Source organism: Mesorhizobium sp. M0848 (genome assembly GCF_040319805.1).
Classification (GTDB): Bacteria; Pseudomonadota; Alphaproteobacteria; order Rhizobiales; family Rhizobiaceae; genus Mesorhizobium.
On the sequence record NZ_JAMYOM010000008.1, the window covers coordinates 162,568 to 184,686 of the forward strand.

The 22,119-nt window shown below is 62.8% G+C and carries 29 protein-coding genes; 18 read left to right on the forward strand and 11 right to left on the reverse strand.

All coding sequences use genetic code 11. The annotated features are described in order from the left end of the window. The first annotated feature begins 5 nt into the window (after positions 1 to 5). The 9 genes from NKH95_RS11660 to NKH95_RS11700 all read left to right on the forward strand — a co-directional run bounded on the left by NKH95_RS11660 (position 6) and on the right by NKH95_RS11700 (position 6,777). Entirely contained in the window at positions 6 to 500 is a 495-nt protein-coding gene (locus tag NKH95_RS11660) for a DUF2244 domain-containing protein (protein ID WP_352774393.1), read from the forward strand. A 124-nt stretch (positions 501 to 624) separates the two neighbouring features. Continuing rightward, entirely contained in the window at positions 625 to 1,500 is an 876-nt protein-coding gene (locus NKH95_RS11665) for a methylated-DNA--[protein]-cysteine S-methyltransferase (RefSeq protein WP_352891596.1), read from the forward strand. Positions 1,501 to 1,721: 221 nt separating this feature from the next. After that, a complete protein-coding gene (locus NKH95_RS11670) occupies positions 1,722 to 2,192 on the forward strand; it encodes a hypothetical protein (protein WP_352774389.1) in 471 nt (156 codons plus the stop codon). A 20-nt stretch (positions 2,193 to 2,212) separates the two neighbouring features. Beyond that, a complete protein-coding gene (locus NKH95_RS11675) occupies positions 2,213 to 2,605 on the forward strand; it encodes a hypothetical protein (protein ID WP_023812545.1) in 393 nt (130 codons plus the stop codon). After that, entirely contained in the window at positions 2,572 to 3,084 is a 513-nt protein-coding gene (locus tag NKH95_RS11680) for a hypothetical protein (RefSeq protein WP_023812544.1), read from the forward strand. The genes NKH95_RS11675 and NKH95_RS11680 overlap by 34 nt, the downstream gene beginning before the upstream one ends. After that, the gene (locus NKH95_RS11685) at positions 3,059 to 3,541 is read left to right on the forward strand and encodes a hypothetical protein (protein WP_164892880.1); all 483 of its coding nucleotides are present in this window, start codon (positions 3,059 to 3,061) and stop codon (positions 3,539 to 3,541) included. The genes NKH95_RS11680 and NKH95_RS11685 overlap by 26 nt, the downstream gene beginning before the upstream one ends. Positions 3,542 to 3,693: 152 nt before the next feature. After that, complete coding sequence (locus NKH95_RS11690) at positions 3,694 to 4,599, forward strand: ribokinase (protein WP_128303205.1); 906 nt, start codon at positions 3,694 to 3,696, stop codon at positions 4,597 to 4,599. Between the two features lies 1 nt (position 4,600). Next, positions 4,601 to 6,049: an amidase gene (locus NKH95_RS11695; protein WP_128303206.1), complete on the forward strand. Its 1,449-nt coding sequence runs from the start codon at positions 4,601 to 4,603 to the stop codon at positions 6,047 to 6,049. 113 nt (positions 6,050 to 6,162) lie between these two features. Beyond that, complete coding sequence (locus NKH95_RS11700) at positions 6,163 to 6,777, forward strand: LysE family translocator (RefSeq protein WP_352554956.1); 615 nt, start codon at positions 6,163 to 6,165, stop codon at positions 6,775 to 6,777. 158 nt (positions 6,778 to 6,935) lie between these two features. Here the strand turns inward: NKH95_RS11700 and NKH95_RS11705 are convergent, their stop codons facing one another. Beyond that, entirely contained in the window at positions 6,936 to 7,877 is a 942-nt protein-coding gene (locus NKH95_RS11705) for a nucleoside hydrolase (RefSeq protein WP_352554957.1), read from the reverse strand. Between the two features lie 315 nt (positions 7,878 to 8,192). On the opposite strand from NKH95_RS11705, the gene NKH95_RS11710 reads away from it, so the two are divergent. Beyond that, positions 8,193 to 8,618 carry an Hsp20 family protein gene (locus NKH95_RS11710; RefSeq protein ID WP_023760739.1) on the forward strand — a complete coding sequence of 142 codons (426 nt, stop codon included), beginning with the start codon at positions 8,193 to 8,195 and terminating at the stop codon, positions 8,616 to 8,618. Positions 8,619 to 8,739: 121 nt separating this feature from the next. Beyond that, positions 8,740 to 8,994, forward strand: coding sequence for a BQ00720 family protein (locus tag NKH95_RS11715; RefSeq protein ID WP_023760740.1), 255 nt, complete (start codon positions 8,740 to 8,742; stop codon positions 8,992 to 8,994). A 67-nt stretch (positions 8,995 to 9,061) separates the two neighbouring features. Here NKH95_RS11715 and ptsN read toward each other — a convergent pair whose 3' ends face one another. From ptsN to NKH95_RS11750, 7 genes are all read right to left on the reverse strand, one after another. After that, complete coding sequence (gene ptsN / locus NKH95_RS11720; protein WP_111548784.1) at positions 9,062 to 9,526, reverse strand: PTS IIA-like nitrogen regulatory protein PtsN; 465 nt, start codon at positions 9,524 to 9,526, stop codon at positions 9,062 to 9,064. A 105-nt stretch (positions 9,527 to 9,631) separates the two neighbouring features. After that, positions 9,632 to 10,216: a ribosome hibernation-promoting factor, HPF/YfiA family gene (gene hpf / locus NKH95_RS11725; RefSeq protein ID WP_013529588.1), complete on the reverse strand. Its 585-nt coding sequence runs from the start codon at positions 10,214 to 10,216 to the stop codon at positions 9,632 to 9,634. A 263-nt stretch (positions 10,217 to 10,479) separates the two neighbouring features. Further along, on the reverse strand, positions 10,480 to 12,006 hold the full coding sequence (gene rpoN / locus NKH95_RS11730) for an RNA polymerase factor sigma-54 (protein WP_352674935.1): 1,527 nt from the start codon (positions 12,004 to 12,006) through the stop codon (positions 10,480 to 10,482). A gap of 319 nt (positions 12,007 to 12,325) precedes the next feature. Continuing rightward, positions 12,326 to 13,144, reverse strand: a complete 819-nt coding sequence (gene lptB / locus NKH95_RS11735) for an LPS export ABC transporter ATP-binding protein (RefSeq protein WP_352891599.1) — start codon at positions 13,142 to 13,144, stop codon at positions 12,326 to 12,328. Continuing rightward, positions 13,144 to 13,725, reverse strand: coding sequence for an LptA/OstA family protein (locus NKH95_RS11740; protein WP_023812537.1), 582 nt, complete (start codon positions 13,723 to 13,725; stop codon positions 13,144 to 13,146). Before NKH95_RS11740 ends, lptB begins: the two co-directional genes overlap by 1 nt. Continuing rightward, positions 13,712 to 14,425, reverse strand: coding sequence for an LPS export ABC transporter periplasmic protein LptC (gene lptC, locus NKH95_RS11745; protein WP_352440862.1), 714 nt, complete (start codon positions 14,423 to 14,425; stop codon positions 13,712 to 13,714). The genes NKH95_RS11740 and lptC overlap by 14 nt, the downstream gene beginning before the upstream one ends. A 336-nt stretch (positions 14,426 to 14,761) precedes the next feature. Beyond that, positions 14,762 to 14,956, reverse strand: a complete 195-nt coding sequence (locus NKH95_RS11750) for a hypothetical protein (RefSeq protein WP_127296383.1) — start codon at positions 14,954 to 14,956, stop codon at positions 14,762 to 14,764. A gap of 167 nt (positions 14,957 to 15,123) precedes the next feature. On the opposite strand from NKH95_RS11750, the gene sppA reads away from it, so the two are divergent. The 4 genes from sppA (at position 15,124) to lhpI (ending at position 17,876) form a co-directional block, all read left to right on the forward strand. Further along, positions 15,124 to 16,080, forward strand: coding sequence for a signal peptide peptidase SppA (gene sppA / locus NKH95_RS11755; protein WP_352440861.1), 957 nt, complete (start codon positions 15,124 to 15,126; stop codon positions 16,078 to 16,080). An 82-nt stretch (positions 16,081 to 16,162) separates the two neighbouring features. Then, positions 16,163 to 16,447 carry an integration host factor subunit beta gene (locus tag NKH95_RS11760; RefSeq protein ID WP_006200394.1) on the forward strand — a complete coding sequence of 95 codons (285 nt, stop codon included), beginning with the start codon at positions 16,163 to 16,165 and terminating at the stop codon, positions 16,445 to 16,447. Between the two features lie 57 nt (positions 16,448 to 16,504). After that, a complete protein-coding gene (locus NKH95_RS11765) occupies positions 16,505 to 16,873 on the forward strand; it encodes a DUF1049 domain-containing protein (protein ID WP_352440860.1) in 369 nt (122 codons plus the stop codon). Positions 16,874 to 16,910: 37 nt separating this feature from the next. Then, on the forward strand, positions 16,911 to 17,876 hold the full coding sequence (gene lhpI, locus NKH95_RS11770) for a bifunctional Delta(1)-pyrroline-2-carboxylate/Delta(1)-piperideine-2-carboxylate reductase (RefSeq protein ID WP_352891600.1): 966 nt from the start codon (positions 16,911 to 16,913) through the stop codon (positions 17,874 to 17,876). Here lhpI and NKH95_RS11775 read toward each other — a convergent pair. From NKH95_RS11775 to NKH95_RS11785, 3 genes are all read right to left on the reverse strand, one after another. Then, a complete protein-coding gene (locus NKH95_RS11775; RefSeq protein WP_352440858.1) occupies positions 17,866 to 18,309 on the reverse strand; it encodes an EVE domain-containing protein in 444 nt (147 codons plus the stop codon). The two genes, lhpI and NKH95_RS11775, sit on opposite strands and share 11 nt — an antisense overlap. Then, a complete protein-coding gene (locus NKH95_RS11780) occupies positions 18,306 to 18,701 on the reverse strand; it encodes a VOC family protein (RefSeq protein ID WP_352674940.1) in 396 nt (131 codons plus the stop codon). The genes NKH95_RS11775 and NKH95_RS11780 overlap by 4 nt, the downstream gene beginning before the upstream one ends. A gap of 71 nt (positions 18,702 to 18,772) precedes the next feature. Further along, on the reverse strand, positions 18,773 to 19,465 hold the full coding sequence (locus NKH95_RS11785) for a helix-turn-helix transcriptional regulator (RefSeq protein WP_352440856.1): 693 nt from the start codon (positions 19,463 to 19,465) through the stop codon (positions 18,773 to 18,775). 135 nt (positions 19,466 to 19,600) lie between these two features. On the opposite strand from NKH95_RS11785, the gene NKH95_RS11790 reads away from it, so the two are divergent. From NKH95_RS11790 to lspA, 3 genes are read left to right on the forward strand one after another with little or no spacing between them, the layout of a single operon-like run. Further along, positions 19,601 to 20,695: an RsmD family RNA methyltransferase gene (locus NKH95_RS11790; RefSeq protein WP_352774386.1), complete on the forward strand. Its 1,095-nt coding sequence runs from the start codon at positions 19,601 to 19,603 to the stop codon at positions 20,693 to 20,695. Next, positions 20,692 to 21,549 (forward strand): TrmH family RNA methyltransferase, encoded by an 858-nt coding sequence (locus NKH95_RS11795; protein ID WP_013529576.1) that lies wholly within the window; start codon positions 20,692 to 20,694, stop codon positions 21,547 to 21,549. The genes NKH95_RS11790 and NKH95_RS11795 overlap by 4 nt, the downstream gene beginning before the upstream one ends. A 13-nt stretch (positions 21,550 to 21,562) precedes the next feature. Beyond that, entirely contained in the window at positions 21,563 to 22,105 is a 543-nt protein-coding gene (gene lspA / locus NKH95_RS11800) for a signal peptidase II (RefSeq protein ID WP_023812529.1), read from the forward strand. Positions 22,106 to 22,119 lie beyond the last annotated feature (14 nt).

Consider the following 22,119-nt stretch of genomic DNA (forward strand, 5'->3'; position numbering starts at 1 on the left):
CCCTCATGAGCGACACAAACGCCTCGTTCCAGGCCGACGAGCCATTCTTTCAGGCGCTACTCACCCCGCACCGGTCTCTCGGCCGGACAGGCTTCTTCATCCTGATGGGCGCGCTGCTGTTCGGCTGGCTGGTGACAGGCGCGTTTTTCCTGTCGCGCGGCGCCTGGCCGGTGTTCGGCTTCTTCGGCCTCGACGTGGCCGCCGTCTACATCGCCTTTCGCATCAACTATCGTGCCGCTCGTGCCCGCGAAGAAGTCTCGGTCTCGCGCACCAGCCTCGACATCCGCAAGACAGCCCCCTCGGGGAAATCGGAAGCGCATCGCTTCAATCCGTTCTGGGCCCGGCTTTCGGTGGCCCGTCACGCCGAGATCGGCATCACAGGGATGACGGTGGAAGGCCAAGGGCGGAACGTGCCGATCGGATCGTTCCTGGACCCCGATTCCCGCGAGAGTTTTGCCACCGCCTTTTCGCGGGCGCTGGCGACCGCCAAGGCACGCTGAGCCAGCCACGAGCGACTCCAGGGCTCGAATCCCGTGTCCATCTGTGTATACGCCGCAAGAAGGCAAGTTTCGGGTGGCGATCGACGCCCCGAGGGGCGATATTCCGGCTCAAGGAGACAGTTCCATGAGCACCCACACAGCAGTCCTCAAGAAGGACATCACGCCGCAAGGCAACGACTATGAAATCGTGCGCCGTGCCATCGAGAAGATCAGCCTCGACTACCGCGATCAGCCATCCCTCGAAGAGTTGGCCGAGGAGGTCGGCGAAACGCCGACCGGATTGCAAAAGCTCTTCACCCGCTGGGCCGGCCTGTCGCCCAAGGCGTTCCTGCAGGCGGTGACACTGGACCATGCGCGCAGGCTGCTCGATTCCGGCATGCCGCTGCTCGAGACCTCGTTTGAACTGGGCATGTCCGGCCCGGGCCGGCTGCATGACCTGTTCGTCACGCATGAGGCGATGTCGCCGGGCGACTACAAGACACGCGGCGCCGGGCTCACCATCCGCTACGGCTACCATCCCTCGCCGTTCGGCACTGCCCTGATCATGGCCACCGACCGCGGGCTTGCAGGCCTCGCCTTCAATGATCCGGGCGAGGAGCGCGCCGCCTTTGCCGACATGTCCAGCCGCTGGCCGAACGCCATTTATGTCGAGGACATGACTGCTACAGGCCCCTATGCCGCGCGCATCTTCGATCCGACGCTGTGGCGCCCCGACCAGCCGCTGCATGTCGTCATGATCGGCACCGATTTCCAGGTTCGTGTCTGGGAGGCGCTGCTCAAGATCCCGATGGGCAAGGCCCGCACCTATGCCTCGATTGCAGCCAGCATTGGCGCGCCGTCAGCCAGCCGTGCCGTTGGTGCGGCCAACGGCGCCAACCCCCTCTCTTTCGTGGTTCCCTGCCACCGCGCCATCGGCAAATCAGGCGACCTCACCGGCTATCATTGGGGCCTGACCCGCAAGCGCGCCATTCTGGGCTGGGAAGCCGGGCAGGTATCGTAATATCGATTTTTCTCGATATTACGAGGAAAACCATGGGTATGTCGGCGTTAATAAGTATAAGCGCGATTTCCACTGTGGTTTTCACCTTTGCAACCGAGGGCAACCTCCGGTTCCTGTAATAGTTATTTTGAGCCATTATTTTAGGTAACTCTAAATTAACCACGATAAAGTGATGATGCCCTCATATTAATCCGGACGATCCGGCTTGATAGGAGGTCCCGATGACATTGTTTCGCGTCGCCTGCGGCGCAGCTCTGCTGGTTGCCAGCATCGACGAGGCCGCGTTGGCCGCGACGCAAAATGTCATCTTCAATGGCACGATCGCGCCCACCTGCACACTTGTCGTTGCCACCAACGGCACGATGACGGCCAGCCCCGATCTCCAGTCCCTCAGTTCGCACAACAGCGGCGGCTCGGCTGGAACCGTGACGCTGACGACGACCGGAGGTGTGTCGCTGAGTGTCGACCCGGTCACCACCATGACGGTGCCATCGGCAGACAGCACGTCGACGACCTGGACGCCCACCTACTCAGCCGCCGGCGCGCATGCCATCGGTGAGACCGGCTCGGCAAGCAGCATCACCACCCCCGGCGCCGACCTCGTTTCGGTCCACCTCGCCGGCACCAAGGGCGGCAGCAATCGCTTCGCCAACGGCAATTATCAGGCAACGGTAACGCTGCGCTGCGAATGACGCGAGCGAAGGAGGGGGTCGTGAAACATGCTCGAATCCTGGCGACGGCACTGGCCGTCGGATTGGCGCCCATTGCCGCCAAGGCCCAGTCGATGTCGCCGATGCGTGGCGAGATCAACAGCTTCACCGACGTCTTCGCGGTTCGCGTCTTCCCCGCCAATCCCTACGACCGGAAGATCCGGGTCGAAATCCATGTCTACGATCAGGATTTTCAGCCGGTAGATGCCAGAATCTCTCCAGATATATTCCAGCTGGCTTCGCAGGCCTCCCGTTCTGTCCTTGTGGTTGTGCCTTTTGACGGCGCTGCCGAGCGTAAAGTGCGTATCTGTACCGAAAGCATCCCCTTTCCCAATCAACAGACGCAGATAAGGGCACAGATATGCGGAAAGTTTTTTGGGCGCCGCAAGTCCTGACACTGGCGCTCGCGGCTGCTTGGGCGGGTGCGTCGCCGGCCGGGGCCGAGGACGTCTACAACCTTAACCAGAATGAGAGCGGCTTCAACCTGCCCGGCGTCACCTTGCCCCAGGGCCAGGACGAGGTCCATGCCGCGGACGGTACCACTTGCCGTTCCGCCGTCTCCGGTTCCGGCGCTTATGTCGATCTCGGCGTTATCAGAGGCAACAGCCAGTCGGACAACAGCGTTGCCACCTATGGTCGGGTGGTGATCCCGATCGGGCGCACGCCGAAGCGCGTCGATTGCAGCCGTCTCTATGAGCTTGAGGTCGAGCGCCTGCAGTTGGAACTGAAGCTCCTCAAAATGGGCCTCGGCGCCGACGGCCAGACGGCGAGCGTGGCTGCCAGCACTTCCACGGCCGCGTCACCGGGGTGGGCCAACGAAGGCTGGAGCATCAGGACCGGAAGTGGTGATGGCAAGAAAAAGAAGAAGCAGTAGTCGCGCGCTGCTTGCGATGGCAGCACTTGCCGGTTCCTGCCTTCCGGTGCAGGCGGCGATCATCGGCACCTGCACCATCATGGTCGGGGCGTCCGGAACGATGAAGGCCAATCCCGCCATCAGCATACTGGGCTCCAAACAGGCAGGCGGATCGAGCGCCAGCGCCACCGTGGTGGCAAGCTCCCTGTTGTGCTCGATACTTAATTTGCTTGACTGCTATTCGGTTTCGGCGCCGGCGCCTGCCGCATTCTCGTCCGCGCCGAGCGGCGGCGGCACCAACGTGACCTTCGCTTCGGTCTTCCGCCTCGATGGCTCGGGGGCAGATGTCAACGGAAGTGTGCCGCAGAGGGTTGCCAACGGCACCCACACGATGCAGGTCGACCTCACCGCCACCAGGTCGAGCGGTATCTTTCCCGCCGGCAACTATCAGGGCACGGTCACCGTGCGCTGCGAATAAGGCCACGACACCCCAAATCGGGCTGGACCATGCGCGTGGTCTGGCAAGCCGCGGCCTTACAGGTTAGCTTCCGCGCAATCGGAACGACCTGCGTTCGCTTGGACGCACAAGGATGCTCCGACATTTGAATTTGCGTTGCCAGGAGGCCTTGCTTGATTATCGTCATCGGTTCGATCAACCTCGACCTTATTGCCAAGGTCGACCGCTTGCCTAGCCCCGGCGAGACGGTAGGCGGCTCGGCCTTCACCACCGCGCCTGGGGGCAAGGGCGCCAACCAGGCACTGGCCGCCGCACGCGCCGGCGCCTCGGTGCGCATGGTCGGCGCCGTCGGCAGGGACAGCTTCGCAGCCGAAGCACTGGCATTGCTGCGCGACGGCAAGGTCGACCTGTCCGGCGTTGCCGAGACTCACGCCTCGACCGGCACGGCACTGATCATGGTCGCCGACGACGGCGAGAACATCATCGCCGTGGTGCCGGGCGCCAACGCTTCCGTGGTGCCCGGCGATCTCTCCAAGGCCTTTCTGAAAAAAGGCGACGTCGTGCTGCTGCAAAATGAGATTCCGCTGGCCACCGTCGATGCCGCCCTCGACCAGGCAAGGGCGGCCGGCGCCATCACCGTGCTCAACACGGCGCCGTTCCAGGGGCAAGCAGCCGGCTTTCTCGGCAAGGCCGACTATGTCGTCGCCAACGAAACCGAGTTCGACCTCTATGGCGAAGCGCTGTCGCTGCAAGGCCGCGACCGGGCGGCCCGCATGCGCGACTTTGCCGGAAAGACCGGCCGCACCGTCGTCGTCACACTCGGCGGCGACGGCGTGATGGCGGCGACACCGACCGAGTACCTGGCCGTTCCTGCGCGCAAGATAACGCCTGTCGACACGGTCGGCGCCGGCGATACGTTCTGCGGCTATTTCGCCGCCAGCCTGTCGTCGGGCCTCACGCTCGAACAGGCGCTGGCGCGCGCCGGCGCAGCCGGCTCGCTGGCCTGCCTGAAGCCTGGCGCCCAACCGGCGATCCCGCTCGCCAAAGACGTCGATCAGGCGCTGCAGGAAACCCGTTAAAATGCTGCGTCCTCAAACGAAGCATGCCGTGCCGCCGGCAAGCGACATCTGCCGCCTTTCCGCGGTCGAACTCGCCGGCGCGATCCGGGAGAGAGAGCTTTCCGTGCGTGAGGTGGTGGCGGCATTCCTCGATCGCATCGAGGCGGTCAATCCGCTGGTCAACGCCATCGTCTCCTTGCGCGATCGCGGCGACATCCTGCGCGAAGCCGATGCGGCCGATGCCAGTCCGGCGCGAGCCGAAGCCGGCCCGCTCTTCGGCCTGCCGATGGCCATCAAGGACCTCGCCTCGACCACGGGCCTCAGGACCTCGTTCGGCTCGCCGATCTTCGCCGATTTCGTGCCGCAGGAAGACGACTTCTTCGTCGAGCGCATCCGCAATGCCGGCGCCATCATCATCGGCAAGACCAACGTCCCCGAATTCGGGCTTGGTTCCAACACCTATAATGCCGTGTTCGGGCCGACGCTGAACGCCTTCGATCCGGCCCTGACCGCCGGCGGCTCGAGCGGCGGCGCGGCGGTGGCCCTGGCGCTCGACATGGTGCCCGTCGCCGATGGCAGCGACTTCGGCGGCTCGCTGCGCAACCCGGCCGCCTGGAACAATGTTTTTGGCTTCCGCCCGTCGCAAGGACTTGTTCCCGGCGGACCCGATTTCGAAGTCTTCCATGCGCAGATGGGCGTCGACGGGCCGATGGGCCGCAACGTCCGTGACATGGCGCTGCTGCTCGATGTGCAGGCCGGTTACCACCCGCACGCGCCATTGTCCTACGAGAAACCCGGCTCGTTCCTCGAAGGGCTTGGAATACCGGCAACTGGTGGCCGCATCGCCTGGCTCGGTGACCTCCACGGTCATCTGCCGGTTGAAACAGGCATTCTCGGCCTGTGCGAGGCGGCACTTGGCCGCTTTACGGAAGCGTCCTTCGCGACCGAGCCCCTGCTGCCGGATTTCGATTTCGAAGCGCTGTGGCAGGCCTTCGTGACGCTGCGCCAGGCCAGCAGCGGCTGCGCGCTCAAAACCCACTATGACGATCCCGCGAAGCGCCGGCTGCTCAAGCCGGAAGCCATCTGGGAAGTGGAGAACGCCATGCGGCTGACGGCGCCGCAGATCCGCGCCGCCTCCGTGACCCGTACATCCTGGCATCGCAAGCTGCTGTCGCTCTTCGACCGCTATGACCTGATTGCGCTGCCGACGGCGCAGGTCTTCCCCTTCGACATAGGCACGCATTGGCCCCGTGAGGTCGCCGGACGCGCAATGGACAGCTACCACCGCTGGATGCAGGTTTCCGCCTTCGCGACCCTAGGCGGCTGCCCGGCGGTCAACGTGCCGGTCGGCTTCGACGACCGGGGCCGGCCGATGGGCATGCAGCTGATCGGGCGGCCGCGCGGCGACCTCGCCGTACTCAAGGCGGCGGCGGCCTATGAGGCTACACTGCCCTGGCAGGCCGGCGCCTGAACCGGGCGGACTGGCGTGTCGCAGGGCGCTAGGTAGCGGCTTGCACCGGCTGCGCTGCTATGCATTGATTACCCTCAACCGCGCCGCCTCGGCGGTATTCCTGGGGAAAAATCATGTCGTTCGAACTCTACGCTGCCTATGTCCTCGCTTGCATCGTTATCATCCTGGTGCCCGGTCCGACGGTCACGCTGATCATCGCCAACAGCATTCGCCATGGCTCGCGCGCCGGCCTCGCCAATGTCGCCGGCACGCAGGCCGGGCTTGCCGTGATGATCGCCATCGTCGGCATCGGCCTCAACACGCTGATCGCAGGCATGGGCCACTGGTTCGAGTGGGTCAGGCTGATCGGCGCCGCCTATCTGATCTGGATGGGTGTGCAGATGTTCCGTTCCAAAGGCACGCTGAATGCCGATGGAACAGCGAGAAAGCCACGCGGCGGCTTCTTCCTGCAGGGCTTGCTGGTGGCGCTCAGCAATCCCAAGACGCTGATTTTTTTCGGCGCCTTCTTTCCGCAGTTCATTTCGCCGCAAGGCAACTACTCGCTGCAGATCGCCATCATGGGCCTGACCGCCATGATCTTCGCCGCCTTCTCGGATTCGACCTATGCGCTGGCCGCCGGCCGCGCCGGGCGCCTGTTGTCGGCCGGCCGCATAAAACTTTTGTCGAGGATCAGCGGCAGCTTCATGGTCGGCGGCGGCCTGTGGTTGGCGTTTTCAAAGGCGAAGTAAGGTGCGCCTCTTCCCTCGCCCCGTTTACGGGGAGAGCGTGGTCGCGAAGCGATCGGGTGAGGGGCAACGCCGGGTCTGCAGACAAAATATTAACGTTTGTGCCGCCCCTCATCCCCCTGCCGGGACCTTCTCCCCTTAAACGGGGAGAAGGGAAGCTTTTAAAGCCGCCCCAGCCTCTCCACCAGCAACGCGAAAAACCCATCATGGTCGATGTCGCGCATCACCATGGCGTTCTTCGGCCGCTTGGTGACGCCCCACCAGTCGATCACGGTCATCCCCATGGTCAGTTCCGAGGCGGTTTCCACGCTGACGTTGCAATTGCGGCCCTTGAACAGGTCCGGCTTCAACAGATAGGCGATGACGCAAGGGTCGTGCAGCGGGCCGCCGTCGGTGCCGTATTTCTCCTCGTCGAAGCGCTCGAAGAATTCCAGCATCTCGGCGGTGGCGGTGCCGACCTTGGTGCCGAGCGCGCGGAAGGTTTGCGTGCGCTTGGCAGTGGTCAGCGCCTTATGGGTGACATCGAGGGGCATCATCACGATCGGAATGCCCGATTTGAGCACGACGTCGGCGGCCTGCGGATCGACGTAGATGTTGAATTCGGCGGTCGGGGTGACATTGCCGCCTTCGAAGAAGCCGCCGCCCATCAGCACGATTTCCTTGATGCGTGGTGCGATGCGCGGCTCGCGGATCAGCGCCAGCGCAATGTTGGTGAGCGGGCCGAGCGCGCAAAGCGTGATCGTGCCGCTTTCTTCGCTCATCAGCGTCTGGACGATGAAATCGACCGCGTACTGGTCCTGCAGCTTCATCGTCGGTTCGGGCAGTTGCGGTCCGTTGAGACCGGTCTTGCCATGCACTTCCTCGGCGGTGACCAATTCGCGCATCAGGGGCCGGATGGCGCCGGCATAGACCTTGATGTCCGGGCGGCCGGCCAGTTCGCAGATCTTGCGGGCATTCTTCTCGGTAAGCTTCAGCGGCACGTTGCCGGCAACGGCTGATATGCCGACGATCTCCAGTTCGGAGCTGCCGAGCGCCAGCAATATGGCGACGGCATCATCCTGGCCGGGATCCGTGTCGATGATGATCTTGCGTGACTGGGGCATTTCAATTCCTTGTTTGGCGAGGTCGTGGGCCTGCATCGATCCGATCGAAACGTCCAAATGACGCCGAAGCGGCCGCGAGCTGCCACGCCGAACCGCTCGACCGGGGAAGACAATCCCCGACCTGCGCGCTTCTCCTTGCATCTGCTCGCCATTTCAAGCGCCATGTCGGTCATTCCTGTGAGTCCACGCCTGGTCTTTTTGGGCGGGTCTGTTGACGGCTTGAACTTGGTCGCGGGGCGGACCATATCAAGGCCATCGGGAAAAATGCCATCTGGGTTTTTCCGCTTTATGTCGCTCTTGAGAGGACAGTGTAACATGAGCCGAATGACGCCCTTTTCCAGCCCGCTTCTCCTTGGTTTCGACGCCATGGAAAAGACCCTGGAACGCTTGGCGAAATCCGGCGACAGCTACCCTCCCTACAACATCGAACGCCTCAGCGGCGCCGACGGCAAGACCGAAAGGTTGCGCATTACATTGGCGGTCGCCGGTTTCGCCGAAAGCGATCTCGATGTCACCACGGAGGAAAACCAGCTGGTCGTGCGCGGCCGTCAGACCGACGACACCGAGCGCGAATTTCTTCATCGCGGCATCGCCGCGCGCCAGTTCCAGCGCTGTTTCGTGCTGGCCGACGGCATGCGGGTGATCGCGGCGGAGTTGAAGAACGGTCTTTTGTCGATCGACCTCGATCGGCCGGAGTCCGAACGGCTGGTACGGAAAATAAACATATCGGTGAAAGACTGATCTTTACCACTGCATCGGCCGGAAAATCGGCACCGATTTTTCGAAAGCACGATGCAGCAAATTGAATGGCTCTCATGCGGGATGGCCTTGAGCGGCGTCCTCGCGCCAAGGAGGCTTTGAAATGACCAGAACTGAAAACATCACCATGACCAATGGCGAATTCGCTCATCTCGGCGAAGGCTCGGTCGCTTATCTCAGAAAGGTCTCGAGCGACGAACTGCTCGGCCGTTTCCCCAATCTCGGCGAAATCGCCCCCGGCATGGAACTGTGGGCCTTGTTTGCCGCCAATGGTCAGCCGATCCTGCTTTCCGATGCGCGTGACCGCGCTCTGGCCGGCGCCATGGAAAACGACCTGACCACCGTCGCCATTCACTGACAGCGATTCCCGCTGAAACGGAAAAGGGCCGCCCATGGCGGCCCTGTGGCGATATCATTCTCGAAATTCAGGCCGCGTGCGAAGCCTGGGTGTCCGATAAAAGCGCGTGGATAGCCGTGGCGTCGCGCGTACCCCTGATCTTGGCCACCGTGTCGGCATCGCGCAGGACCCGCGCGATGCGCGACAGTGCCTTGAGGTGGTCGGCGCCCGCCCCTTCCGGCGCCAATAGCAGAAACACCAGATCGACGGGCTGATCATCCAGCGATTCGAAATCGACAGGCGTCTCCAGCCGGGCGAAAACACCTGCGATGCGCTTCACGCCGGCCAGCTTGCCGTGCGGAATGGCGATGCCGTTGCCGACGCCGGTCGAACCCAGCCGCTCACGCTGCAGGATGGTGTCGAACACCTCCCGCTCCGGAATGCCGGAAATCGCCGCTGCCCGTTCGGACAGCAATTGCAGCAGCTGCTTCTTGGAATTCGCCTTCAACGCCGGCAGTATCGCCGGAACGTTGATAAGATCGCTCAGATCCATGCTTGAAAATCCCTTGTTCGCCTGCCGTCACCAGTCCCCACCCCTCGTGCGGCCGGCTCTTATCCCAGTGCGACCGTGGTCGTCACGTCCGTGCGACCTTTGTCGTCACGCTTGCGCGACCTTGGTCGTCGACGGGTCGATCCAGCCGATATTTCCATCGGGTCGGCGATAGACGATGTTGAGATGGTCGGTTCCCGCATTGCGGAAGACAAAGACCGGGCTGTCCTTGGTGTCGAGCTCGATGACCGCCGACGCCACCGACATGGTCTTCAGCGTCATGGTTGATTCGGCGACGATGGCCGGCGCGAAATTCTCCGGAATGTCCTCGTCGTCATCGGCAAGCGGCGCCATCACCGTGTAGGCTATGTCGGTCGGCTGGCCGTTGGCGGCGCCCGAATTGTGCGATTTCAGCCGGCGCTTGTAGCGCCTCAGGCGGGTTTCCAGACGATCCGCCGCGGCCTCGAAGGCCAATGTCGGATCCTGGGCATCGCCGGTGGCCTGCAGCGAAGCGCCGGAATCCAGCCGGATCATGCAGTCCGCCGAATAGCGCGAGCCCGATTTGATGACCGTGACATGTCCGGCAAAGCCGCGATCGAAATATTTGCCGATCGCTTCGCCGACGCGATCATTGATGCGTGTCCGAAACGCATCGCCGATGTCCATGTGTTTTCCCGATATGCGCAGATTCATCTGAAAACTGACCTTCCTGCTCAGGCTTCAAACTGGCCCGAGTTTATACTCGTGATCCGTGCGCACAAGCTTTGCGGCGTCACTTGCGCCGATTTTAAATCCAAACTTTCCGGTTGATCACAAGCCGCCCTTTGACCGTCCCGAGGCCAACGTCGTGACGGACCATCCGCATGCGGGCATCTAGCCCGTCTCATGCGGGCGGGCTTCTAGCCACTTCACCGCGGCTTGTCAATGAAGTGCCGGCCTGTGGAAAATCGACCCGCTCAGCGCCCGGCGCTGGCCATCGCCCGTTTCTCGCGTCGGCGCTGCACCGAAGAGGGGATATTCATGCCTTCCCGGTACTTGGCGACCGTACGCCTTGCAATGTCGACGCCACTTTCACGCAACATGTCGACGATTGCGTCGTCGGAAAGCACGTCGACGGGTTTTTCCTCGTCGATCAACTGCTTGATGCGGTCACGCACGGCTTCCGAGGAATGCGCATCGCCGCCGCCCGAGGCGGCGATCGAGGCGGTGAAGAAATACCGGAGCTCGAACACGCCGCGCGGCGTCAGCATGTATTTGTTGGCTGTGACCCGGCTGACCGTCGATTCGTGCATGCCGATGGCGTCGGCCACCGTGCGCAGATTGAGCGGCTTCAGCTGCCGCACGCCATGGACGAGGAAGGCATCCTGCTGGCGAACGATTTCCGAGGCGACCTTGAGGATGGTCTTTGCCCGCTGGTCGAGGCTGCGCGTCAGCCAGTTTGCATTCTGCAGGCATTCGGCCAGAAAATCCTTTTCCGCCTGGTTCTTGGCCTGCGGTGAGACCTGGGCGAAATAGATATGGTCGACCAAAACCCGCGGCAGCGTTTCGGCATTGAGCTCGACCGTCCAGCTGCCGTCATTGGCCGCGCGCACCTCGACATCGGCGACGATCGCGTCGCTGGCGCCGCCCGAAAACGCCATGCCCGGCCGGGGATCGAGCGCCCGGATCTCCGCCAGCATGTCGAGGAGATCCTCCTCGTCGACACCGCAGATCCGTTTCAATGCGTGAAAATCACGCCGTGCCAGGAGTTCGAGATTGGCGACCAGCGCCTTCATCGCCGGATCGAGCCGGTTGCGCACCGCAAGTTGCAGCGACAGGCATTCGGCTAGGTCGCGGGCAAACAGGCCGGCCGGCTCGAAGGTCTGACACACCGCCAGCACCTTCGCGACGGCGGCGGCATCCGCACCGAGACGAACGGCGATCTCGGCCAGGTCGGCACGCAGATAGCCGCTCTCGTCAAGGCCGTCGGCGAGTTCGGCGGCGATCAGCCGTGCAGCCGGATCGGCGAAGGCTAGCGCCACCTGTTCACCGACATGGTCGCGCAGCGTGATCGTCGCGGCCGCCATATCGCCCGCATCAAACCACTCGGATGAGGAACCCGCGCCATTGCCCGAAGCCGACTTCCATTGTGCCGTCAGGTCGGGACCGAGCCGCTCGCTGGTGCCCGGGTCGTCGGGAAACAGGTTTTCCAGCGACGTGTCGAGCTTGTCCGAGATCGCCTCGGCGCTCCACTGCGTCTCGTTTTCGAACCAGTCGCCTTCGGCGGTGGCTTGCGGCTCCGCCTCGATCTTCTGCGCCTGGTCGCTGGCGGCATCGTCCTGCGGCTCGGCGCGTTCCAGCAGCGGATTGCGCTCGATTTCCTCGTCGATGAAATGCTCAAGCTCGACATGGGTGAACTGCAGCAGCCGAATCGACTGCATCAGCTGCGGCGTCATCACCAGCGACTGCGATTGTCGTAGCTGTAGTTTGGCCGCCAACGCCATGGTTCGGTTTCAAACGCCTCGTCTACGCATCCCGACTTCCGGGCAAGAATTTTGCAGCCGGCCATAAAAACTGGCCCGGCTTTTGCTTGTCAAGGCAATTGGTAGCAAAACGCGCTTACCGGAGCGTTATCCCGGAGCAAAATCGAGAAAAAAGCGCCGCGCGAACCGCACGTGTCAGGAAACAAATTTCACGCTCAGAGCAATTCCAGGAAAAGTGTGAAACGGTTTTCCCGGAAAAGCGCATAGCGCTTTCCCTTGGGAATTGCGTCAAGACGAAAAGACGGAGCGGATTGGCGTTTTCCGTGAAACGACGAACCGTTCAGAGCGTAAAACCCTCGCCGAGGTAAAGTCGCCGCACATCCGGGTTTGCCACCACTTCGTCGGCCCTGCCATGGGTCAGCACCTGGCCGGCATGGATGATGTAGGCGCGGTCGATCAGGCCGAGCGTTTCGCGCACATTATGATCTGTGATGAGGACGCCGATGCCGCGCGCTGTCAGGTGGCGCACCAGTTGCTGGATATCGGCGACAGCGATCGGATCGATGCCGGCGAAAGGCTCGTCGAGCAGCATGTAGGCCGGACGCGTCGCCAGCGCTCGCGCGATTTCCAGGCGTCGCCGCTCGCCGCCCGAAAGCGACATGGATGGCGCCTTGCGCAGATGGCTGATGTGGAATTCCTCGAGCAGTTCGTCGAGATTGCGCTCGCGCACCTTGCGGTCCTTTTCGACCACTTCCAGCACCGCGCGGATATTCTGCTCGACATTGAGCCCACGGAAAATCGACGCTTCCTGCGGCAGATAGCCGATGCCGAGGCGTGCGCGACGGTACATCGGCATCGACGTGACGTCGAAGCCGTCGATCTCGATCGTGCCTTCATCCACCGGCACGAGGCCGGTAACCATGTAGAAACAGGTCGTCTTGCCGGCGCCGTTGGGGCCGAGCAGTCCAACGGCCTCGCCGGCGCGCACGCCGATGGTGACGCCGCTGACGACCTTGCGGCCCTTGTAGCTCTTGGTCAGCCCCTTGGCGATCAGGGTTCCCTTGAACTTTCCCGCATCGACGGTCCCCGTGGCCGGCGCCGAAAGCTTGCCGGCGGCCCGTCCCGGAAGACGCGCCGTCAACGACGACAGGCTGGCCATCAGGGGTTCGTCGCTCCCGATTTCGGCGGCGGCGTGATCGACATCTGGACGCGTTGCCCAGCACATGGATCCACCTGAGCCAGTCCGCTTTTCATCTGCACCGTAAGCTTGCAGCCCACCAGAACATTGTCGTTTTGCGACAGAACGACCTTTTTGCCCGAAAGCACCAGCACCTGGCTCTTCATATCGAAGCTGCCTTGATCGCCGGTCGCGACCTGCGCATCCGACTTGATGTAAACCTTGTCGGAGATCTCCAGGTGATCGATGTTGGCCGAGCCCGTCATCGCCGCACCCGCGGCCTCCGTGCCCTTGGCAGCGGCGTTGGGGTCCTTGACGTAGTAGACCGTCATCTTGCCGGCCTTCATCAATGTCGGCCCCTGGACGACGCTGACATTGCCCGTGAAGATGGCGACACTGTCGGCCTGGCGGACTTCCAGCTTGTCGCTCTCGATCTGGATCGGCTTGTCGCCGGACAGTTTGAGGCCTGATTGACTGGTCGTCTGCGCCCATGACGGCACGAGTCCGAGCAGCAGCAACGCTGAAGTTGCAGCCGCGAGCCGCGTCGAACTACTGAGCCGCATTGGTTTCTCCGCTGTTTCCCTGTGCCGCCTTCAAGGCGGCGGAATCGATGTTGACGCGCACTTTGTTCTCGAAAACCAGAACCTTGCCATTGTCCTGGACCGACATCGTATCCGCCGTGATCCGCGACCCGCCACGGCTGACATCGACGGGATCTCCCGTCTTCATAGTGCCTTTGCCCATGTCGAGGAAGACCGATTTGAACTTGGCCTGCATGCCGTCGGTCGTGGTGATCGTCACGTCGCTGGTCAGGTTCATCGTATTGCCGTCGCGATCGTAGGTGCCGTGCGAGGCCTTGACCGCCGCCACATTGTCGGGCGCGATCGGCACCTTGGCGTCGATGCCTTCCAACTCGATGATACCTTGCGTGCTGACATCCTGAATGGCACGCAGCGCCGTCATCGAATAAGGCTGCTTCTGCTTGGTGAAACCGTTGAGCTTGGGATTGGCCATCACCAGCTTGCCGTTGGAAAAGGCAGTGCCTTCCGCCTGAACCTTCACGGCGACGGGTGCGGCGAGATAGGAATAGACCGGGAAAGCGACCGCTATCAGTGCCGCGGCCACTGGCACGGCAAATTTGAGAACGCGCACGCGGCGCGAATGACGCTGTGCACGGTCGAAAGCATCGCCGCGCGTCCGACCGCCCGCCGGGGGAGCCAACACCGCCTCGGCGTTGGTTGGTTCAATAGGTCGCGCTAACATTCACTGCTTTCTTCTAACCCTGCCCGCCCTTGAGCACCGCCTATAGGTGGGACGCCGGCGCTTTCAAGCAAGCACAAGCCCACGAAAACTGCAAAAGTGTGACAACCGCCTTTGTACAGACGAAAACGAAGTCCGCACAACTGCGTGTTCTCCATAGCAGAAACAGACACGCGGCGTAAAATTTATCAGCGCCTGTCTCGCCGCCCGACCTCGCGGTGATTGCCCAAAAACGTGAGGGGAGATGTCGGATGCCCCGCCTAGCCAGCCTGGTCGATCGTGTATGCGGCGTTGCCGATCACGTCGGCGGGACGCTTTTGGCTTTAGATCCGGTCGGCGTCAGGCCGCCTTCCGCTGTATGAGACCAACAAGAACGGTGCGCATTCCCGAATACGATGGGCTGCCAATTTTCACTTCCCAATCAGTGTTGCGTTTCCGAGGGTGCTTCACATTACGCAACGCTTGGCGGAATGTGTTCGGGTCGACGCCTACAGTTCGAGCCATATCTTCGGCGGTTGTGTGTTTGGCGATCATGAAATCTCCTATGCCTTTTGCCTGTATATAGGGCGTTTGCGCAACTCGGCCAAAGGATTAGCCGTTTGCGCAAACTTCAGACTGAGACAATGCCGGAAAGAGAACTGCTTCCCGATGAGAGGATCATGGTCTAAAAGCGTCCCCTTCCGCCGACTGAAAGGCTGACCATGGCACTGAGAGCCGACGACCTGATCGACCGCCGCCGTTTGCGGCGCAAGCTGACATTCTGGCGCGTTGTCGCCATAGGCATCGTGGCCCTTGGCGTGATTGCGCTTTCAACCTGGTTCTATGGCGACGATTTCGGCGGCTCGACGGTCGACCATATTGCCAAGGTCAAGATCGAAGGCACGATCACCGAGGACGAGGAACTGATCAAGCGCCTGGAAACCATCCGTCTTTCATCGAAGGTGAAAGGGGTGATCCTGTCGATCGATTCGCCTGGCGGCACCACCGTTGGCGGTGAATCGATCTATGAAGAAGTGCGCAAGCTGGCCGCCGACAAGCCGGTGGTGGCGGAAGTCGGCACGCTCGCCGCATCGGCGGGCTATATGATCGCCAGTGCCGCCGATCACATCGTTGCCCGCAAGACCTCGATCGTCGGCTCGATCGGCGTGCTGATCCAGTATCCCGACGTCAGCGGCCTGATGGACAAGCTCGGCGTCAAGCTGGAGGAGGTGAAATCCTCGCCGCTGAAAGCCGCGCCCTCTCCCTTCAAGCCTACCAATGACGACGAGCGCGCCATGGTTCGCAAACTCATCCTCGACAGTTACAACTGGTTCGTCGACATCGTCGCCGAACGCCGCAAGATGACCCGCGAACAAGCGCTGATGCTTGCCGACGGCTCGATATTCACCGGGCGCCAAGGCGTTGCCAACGGGCTGATCGACGCTGTCGGCGGCGAGGCCGTAGCGGTCGACTGGCTGGCCACCAAGGGCGTCGATGCCAAGCTCAAGGTCGTCGAATGGAAGGATACCGAACGGCGCGGCGGCTTCCTGTTCTCGAAAGCGATGGCGCAAACCATCAGCAGTGCGCTCGGCCTGCCCGCCTACAGCGGCGACGTCATCCATGAACTCGGAGCCGACCGCTTGTTTCTTGACGGTCTCGTTTCCGTCTGGCACCCTTGATACGCCGTTTGGGGCAAGTGAAAAAAGCAAATAAAATCATCCTCATAATTTTGACCGCACTGCTTTCACGGGGACCCGTCTCATGATCAAGTCCGAACTTGTGCAGATTATTGCCACGCGCAATCCGCATCTTTTCCTGCGCGACGTCGAAAACATCGTCGGCGCCATCTTCGATGAAATCACCGATGCCCTTGCCGAAGGCAACCGGGTCGAGTTGCGTGGCTTCGGCGCTTTTTCGGTGAAAAATCGTCCCGCCCGCACCGGCCGCAATCCGCGCACCGGCGAATCCGTCGAGGTCGAGGAGAAATGGGTGCCGTTCTTCAAGACTGGTAAGGAACTGCGTGAAAGGCTGAACGGCGGCAAGTAGGCGCGACGTCAGCGCCTGACGGCCTTTCGGACAGGCCAGCTTCCGACGGAAAACATCATGTTCAATCGCTTCATGCTCATCGCGATCTTCGTGCCCCTGGCGATCATCCTGATCGCACTCGCCGTTGCCAACCGCGAACTGGTCGCCTTCACGCTGGATCCGTTCAACCCCGGCAATCCGAAGCTGACCCTGACTTTGCCGCTGTTCATCTTCCTGTTCCTGGCACTCGCCATCGGCATGATCGTCGGCAGCCTGGCAACCTGGGTCAAGCAGGGCCGCTATCGCAAGCTGGCGCGCCAGCGCGGCGTCGAGGCCGAGAACCTGCGCCAGGCGGTCAGCCGTGCGCCGGCGGTACCGCAAAGCCCGGCCCAGGGATCGGCCCAAGGGTCCGCCCAAGGATCGGCATTGCCGAAGCCGACCGCTTGAACCGCCCGCAGGCGGCTTTGTCCCTACGGAGTTTTTCATGCTGACCATTTCGGCCGCAGAGGTCGACCATGCGCTGACCTTTCCCGGATTGGTCGAGACGCTGCGCACGGCGTTTCGCGACGGTGCGGTGCAGCCGGTCAGGCACCATCATACGATCGAGCGGCCAGATGGTGCCGCCTCCACACTGCTTTTGATGCCGGCCTGGACCGATCTCAACGGGGCGGGCACATCGGCCGGCAGTCACGTCGGCGTCAAGATCGTCACCGTGTCCCCCGACAACAATGCCATCGGCAAGCCGGCGGTGATGGGGCTCTATCTCCTGCTCAATGGCGCCACCGGCGAACCCGAGGCCTTGATCGACGGCCAGCGGCTGACACAGTGGCGCACCGCCTGCGCTTCGGCGCTCGCGGCCTCCTATCTCGCCCGCGACGATGCCTCGCGGCTGCTGGTGGTCGGCGCCGGCGCGCTGTCGCCCTTCCTCGCCAAGGCGCACTCGGCCGTACGGCCGATCAAGACCATCCGCATCTGGAACCGCACTCCGGCCAATGCCGAGAAAGTCGCCGCCGACCTGCGCGCCGAGGGTTTTGCAGCCAGCGCGGCGAGCGATCTCGATGCCGAGCTTGGGCAGGCCGACATCGTCTCCTCGGCGACGATCACCACCACGCCGTTGATCAAGGGTGCGCTGTTGCAGCCGGGAACCCATGTCGACCTGGTCGGAGGCTTTACGCCGACGATGCGCGAGAGCGATGACGACGCGATCAGGCTTGCCCGCGTCTATGTCGACACCCGCGCCGGCGCCACCAAGGAAGCCGGCGACATCGTCCAGCCGCTGGCCTCCGGCGTGCTGAAGCCGGAAACCATTGTCGCCGATCTGCACGAATTGGCGCGCGGGCAGAAGAAGGGTCGCGAGAGCGCCGGTGAGATCACGCTGTTCAAGTCGGTCGGCGCGGCGCTCGAGGATCTTGCCGCCGGCATTGCCGTCTACAAGGCGCTCACGGCCTAGTTGCCGTTGCGCCCATCTCGGCGCCCATCGCCTCGGCTATAACACGAAAATCTTGATCCCCGATTTCGAAAAGGCCAAAGCGAAGCTGATAACCCCAGTTCGACTTGCCGACGGTGAATTCGAGCTTGTTGAGCAGCGGCTTGATCCGCGCTTCCTCGGCCTTGGCCCACGCCACATCGCGACGGAACGGCGTGAAGCCAGCGCCCATATCGCCCTGATAGGGCTCGCCTTCCCGCACCGTGCCGATCGCCGTGAAGGCCTGCAGGCCATCTTTCTCGCCCAAAACAGTGTTCGGCGAATAGTAGACGATGCCATCGCCTGGCTTGACGCGACGCAGCGGTGCCGCCTTGCCGTGGTTGACCTGCATGAAGCCGGCTGCGCGGCCCCGCCGGACATGTTCGGCCGACGCCACGGCGATCCAATACGCGCTCATTTATGGTTACCATTGGCCTGTTCGCCATCGGACAGCCAGTAGACGCGCAGGCGATGATTGTCGGGATCGAGCGCGACAAAAGTACGGCCGAAATCCATGTCGGTCGGCGTCTGCAGGATTGTCAGCCCGCGCCCGGACCAGTCGGCATGGGCGGCATCGACCGCATCGGGCGTATCCAGCGCAAACACGATTTCGGCGCCACCGCCTGACGTGGCGGCTGCCGGCTCCGCCGTGTGGCGCGACCACAGGCCGAACTTGAAGCCGGCATCGAGCACGAACAGCACGAAGGTCGGCGAACTTTCGACCGGCTCACGGCCGAGCAGCCCGCTGTAGAAGGCGCCGCTCTGCTGCGGCTGGTCGACATAGAGGATGACGAAATTCGGGGTGGCCATAACTGCTCTCCAAGGTTCGGTGCTTCGACTTGGCGACCATAAGATGGTCTACTGTCAGATTATGGCAGCAGTCATCTCGAACCACGCGGCGTGTCGAGCGTTGCCCGCCATTCCTTGAGCAGCGCCTGGCGACGACGCGGATAGCGCGTGTCTGTTGCATGGAGTTCGGTGATGCGATCGGTGCGAAAATGCCGGAAATCGTGCCGCATCTCGCACCACGCCACCACCACCCGCACCTTGTCGAAGAAGCCCAGCGCAAATGGCCAGACGACACGCTCGGACGCAGCGCCGCCCGCGTCGCGGTAAAGAAAGCCGAGCTTGCGCTCGTTGCGGATGGCCTGCCGTACGAGGCCAAGGTCGATGGTCTCGATGGCCATGGCGGGAGGGCCGACCAGCAGTGTGCTCGCGTCGAGATCCTCGCGCAGATCGTCCGGCAGGACAGCCGCGATCTTGGCCAACGCGTTGGCAGCGGCGGCCGAAAGACGCTGGTCCGGCTGCTTGGCGACCCAGCGCGAGCCGAGCACGATGGCTTCGATCTCCTCGTCGCTGAACATCAGCGGCGGCAGCATGAAGCCGGGCTTGAGCACATAACCGACACCCGCCTCGCCCTCGATCGGCGCGCCCTGGCCCTGCAGCGTGGCGATATCGCGGTAGAGCGTGCGGATCGAAATCCCGAGTTCATCGGCCAGCGCTTGCCCGCTCACCGGCCGGCGATGCCGGCGCAGGCACTGGATCAGGTCGAGCAGGCGTTCGGAGCGGGACATCCGGTAGATTTGCCTGTTTCTTTGACATTGGTCCATCGCGGCCAACCTGAACCGGAGAGGCCGACCTGTCGGACTTGGTTGCGAAGCCGGTTGCCCTATGTCAAAAGCGGCCACCCCGTTCGGAGTTGCCCCCGCTTGAAGTCTTTTCGCGACAAACGCCGCGACAACCGTCCACATCCATCCGCGAAGGGTGCGGCGGACGTGTCACGTCCGCGTCCCGGCCAGGCTCCCGCCAGACCGGAAGCGCCACCGCGCGAGCGCCATGAGGCGAAGACGGAAAGTCGTTCCGAACCGAACTCGGCGCCGCGCATCCTGGCCCGCCGCGAAGGCGCTCTGCCCGCCGAACATCTTCCCGTGATCCTGGAAGTGGCGCCCAATGCCGATTATGCGCTCCTCGACAGCGGCACCGGCCAAAAGCTCGAACAATATGGCCCCTACCGTATCGTACGGCCCGAGGGCCAGGCGATCTGGCAAAAGGCCTTGCCGGCAAAGGAATGGGAGCGCGCCGACGCCGTCTTCACCGGCGACACCGACGAGGAGGGTATCGGCCGCTGGCGTTTTCCCAAGCTGCCACTCGGCGAGACCTGGCCGATGAAGCATGACGGCATCGACTATCTCGGCCGTTTCACCTCGTTTCGTCATGTCGGCGTCTTTCCCGAGCAGGCCTCCCATTGGGATCACATGGCCGGGCTGATCGCGGCGGCGAAGCGGCCGGTCAAGGTGCTGAACCTGTTCGGCTATACCGGTCTCGCCTCATTGGTGGCGGCTCGCGCCGGCGCCGAGGTCACCCATGTCGATGCCTCGAAGAAGGCAATTGGCTGGGCCCGTGAAAACCAGGAGATGGCCGGCCTCGGCAGCAAGCCGATCCGCTGGATCGTCGACGACGCGGTCAAATTCGCCGAGCGCGAGGAGCGTCGCGGCAGCCGCTACGACATCATCCTGTTCGACCCGCCGGCCTATGGCCGTGGCCCCAAGGGCGAGGTCTGGCAATTGTTCGAGGACCTGCCTGATTTGACCGAACTTTGCCGGGCGATCCTGACGCCGAAGCCGCTTGCCGTGGTGCTGACCGCCTATTCCATCCGCGCCTCCTTCTTCGCCATCCACGCCTTGATGCGCGATACGTTTGCCGGCATGGGCGGCAAGATTGAATCGGGTGAGCTGATCATCCGTGAAAAGTCCGCCGGCCGGGCGCTCTCGACCTCATTGTTTTCGCGTTGGGTGGCTGAATGAACGAGCGGCATGCAGGCGCACCTGGCCAGGTGAAGGAGGTCACCAGCCTCGCCAATCCGCTGGTCAAGGACATCAAGGCGCTCGCTCAGAAGAAGTTCCGCGACCAGCAGAACGCCTTCATGGCCGAGGGGCTGAAGCTGGTCATCGATGCGCTCGATCTCGGCTGGCAGATCAGGACATTGGTTTTCGCCAAAGCCGGGCGCGGCAATGCGGCGGTGGAGAAGGTGGCCGCACGCACCGTTGCCGCAGGCGGCATGGTGCTAGAAGTGTCGGAAAAGGTGCTGGTCGCCATCACCCGCCGCGACAATCCGCAAATGGTGGTGGGCGTCTTTTCGCAGAAATTCCTCGCCTTGAAGGATGTGCGCGCCGACAATGGCGACGTCTGGGTGGCACTCGATCGGGTACGCGATCCCGGCAATCTCGGCACCGTCATCCGCACCGTCGATGCCGTCGGCGCCAAAGGCGTCATTCTGGTCGGCGATACCACTGATCCATTCTCCGTGGAGACGGTGCGCGCCACCATGGGTTCGATCTTTGCCGTGCCGGTAGCCAAGGCGACAACCGAGGCTTTCCTTGCCTGGCGGGGCGGCTTCTCAGGCCTCGTCGCCGGAACCCACCTGAAAGGCGCCGTCGACTACCGCTCGGTCGATTTTTCCCGCGGGCCCGTGCTGCTGATGATGGGCAACGAGCAGCAGGGGCTGCCCGAAAGCCTGGCTGCGAGCTGCGACAGGCTGCTCAGGATTCCGCAAGCGGGCCGTGCCGATTCGCTCAATCTGGCCGTCGCCACCGGCATCATGCTGTTCGAGATCCGGCGCGGCGCGCTGAAGCTCGAGCCAATCCTGGACCAGCAATGAAGGTTGCCTGCCCGTGAGATCATGGTCTCCCTACGCACTGCTCGTCGTCGCGGCCATCGCGCTCGACCAGTGGATAAAGTACCTGGTCGAGGCCGGTCTGCCTTTTCAGGAAAAGGTTGATCTGTTGCCCTTCCTGGCGCTGTTTCGCACCTACAATACCGGCATCGCCTTCTCGATGTTCTCATCCTTCGGCGACACCGGGCTGATCGTCATTTCGCTCGCCGTCGTTGCCTTCGTGCTGTTCCTGGCGACGCGGATCGCGCCGTCCCAGATCCTTGCCCGCACCGGCTTTGCGCTGATCGTCGGCGGCGCGCTCGGCAACCTGATCGACCGCGCCGTCTACGGCCACGTCATCGACTACATCCTGTTCCACACGACGGTCTGGTCGTTCGCCGTCTTCAACCTTGCCGACGCCTTCATCTCGGTGGGCGCGGCACTGGTCGTCTTCGACGAGCTGTTCGGCTGGCGGCGCGAGCCCGGGCCGTCCAACGCCAAGCCTTCCAAAGCCATGCCTTCCAAGGCCAAGTCTTCGAAGGCCAAGTCTTCGAAGGATTGACCCCGTGCCGCCAT

Coding starts and splice junctions, on each gene's coding strand:
- NKH95_RS11660 (WP_352774393.1), top strand. CDS start 6: ATGAGCGACACAAACGCCTCGTTCCAGGCCGACGAGCCATTCTTTCAG.
- NKH95_RS11665 (WP_352891596.1), top strand. CDS start 625: ATGAGCACCCACACAGCAGTCCTCAAGAAGGACATCACGCCGCAAGGC.
- NKH95_RS11670 (WP_352774389.1), top strand. CDS start 1,722: ATGACATTGTTTCGCGTCGCCTGCGGCGCAGCTCTGCTGGTTGCCAGC.
- NKH95_RS11680 (WP_023812544.1), top strand. CDS start 2,572: ATGCGGAAAGTTTTTTGGGCGCCGCAAGTCCTGACACTGGCGCTCGCG.
- NKH95_RS11685 (WP_164892880.1), top strand. CDS start 3,059: ATGGCAAGAAAAAGAAGAAGCAGTAGTCGCGCGCTGCTTGCGATGGCA.
- NKH95_RS11695 (WP_128303206.1), top strand. CDS start 4,601: ATGCTGCGTCCTCAAACGAAGCATGCCGTGCCGCCGGCAAGCGACATC.
- NKH95_RS11700 (WP_352554956.1), top strand. CDS start 6,163: ATGTCGTTCGAACTCTACGCTGCCTATGTCCTCGCTTGCATCGTTATC.
- NKH95_RS11705 (WP_352554957.1), bottom strand. CDS start 7,877: ATGCCCCAGTCACGCAAGATCATCATCGACACGGATCCCGGCCAGGAT.
- NKH95_RS11710 (WP_023760739.1), top strand. CDS start 8,193: ATGAGCCGAATGACGCCCTTTTCCAGCCCGCTTCTCCTTGGTTTCGAC.
- NKH95_RS11715 (WP_023760740.1), top strand. CDS start 8,740: ATGACCAGAACTGAAAACATCACCATGACCAATGGCGAATTCGCTCAT.
- ptsN (WP_111548784.1), bottom strand. CDS start 9,526: ATGGATCTGAGCGATCTTATCAACGTTCCGGCGATACTGCCGGCGTTG.
- hpf (WP_013529588.1), bottom strand. CDS start 10,216: ATGAATCTGCGCATATCGGGAAAACACATGGACATCGGCGATGCGTTT.
- rpoN (WP_352674935.1), bottom strand. CDS start 12,006: ATGGCGTTGGCGGCCAAACTACAGCTACGACAATCGCAGTCGCTGGTG.
- lptB (WP_352891599.1), bottom strand. CDS start 13,144: ATGGCCAGCCTGTCGTCGTTGACGGCGCGTCTTCCGGGACGGGCCGCC.
- NKH95_RS11740 (WP_023812537.1), bottom strand. CDS start 13,725: ATGCGGCTCAGTAGTTCGACGCGGCTCGCGGCTGCAACTTCAGCGTTG.
- lptC (WP_352440862.1), bottom strand. CDS start 14,425: ATGTTAGCGCGACCTATTGAACCAACCAACGCCGAGGCGGTGTTGGCT.
- NKH95_RS11750 (WP_127296383.1), bottom strand. CDS start 14,956: ATGATCGCCAAACACACAACCGCCGAAGATATGGCTCGAACTGTAGGC.
- sppA (WP_352440861.1), top strand. CDS start 15,124: ATGGCACTGAGAGCCGACGACCTGATCGACCGCCGCCGTTTGCGGCGC.
- NKH95_RS11760 (WP_006200394.1), top strand. CDS start 16,163: ATGATCAAGTCCGAACTTGTGCAGATTATTGCCACGCGCAATCCGCAT.
- NKH95_RS11765 (WP_352440860.1), top strand. CDS start 16,505: ATGTTCAATCGCTTCATGCTCATCGCGATCTTCGTGCCCCTGGCGATC.
- lhpI (WP_352891600.1), top strand. CDS start 16,911: ATGCTGACCATTTCGGCCGCAGAGGTCGACCATGCGCTGACCTTTCCC.
- NKH95_RS11775 (WP_352440858.1), bottom strand. CDS start 18,309: ATGAGCGCGTATTGGATCGCCGTGGCGTCGGCCGAACATGTCCGGCGG.
- NKH95_RS11780 (WP_352674940.1), bottom strand. CDS start 18,701: ATGGCCACCCCGAATTTCGTCATCCTCTATGTCGACCAGCCGCAGCAG.
- NKH95_RS11785 (WP_352440856.1), bottom strand. CDS start 19,465: ATGTCCCGCTCCGAACGCCTGCTCGACCTGATCCAGTGCCTGCGCCGG.
- NKH95_RS11795 (WP_013529576.1), top strand. CDS start 20,692: ATGAACGAGCGGCATGCAGGCGCACCTGGCCAGGTGAAGGAGGTCACC.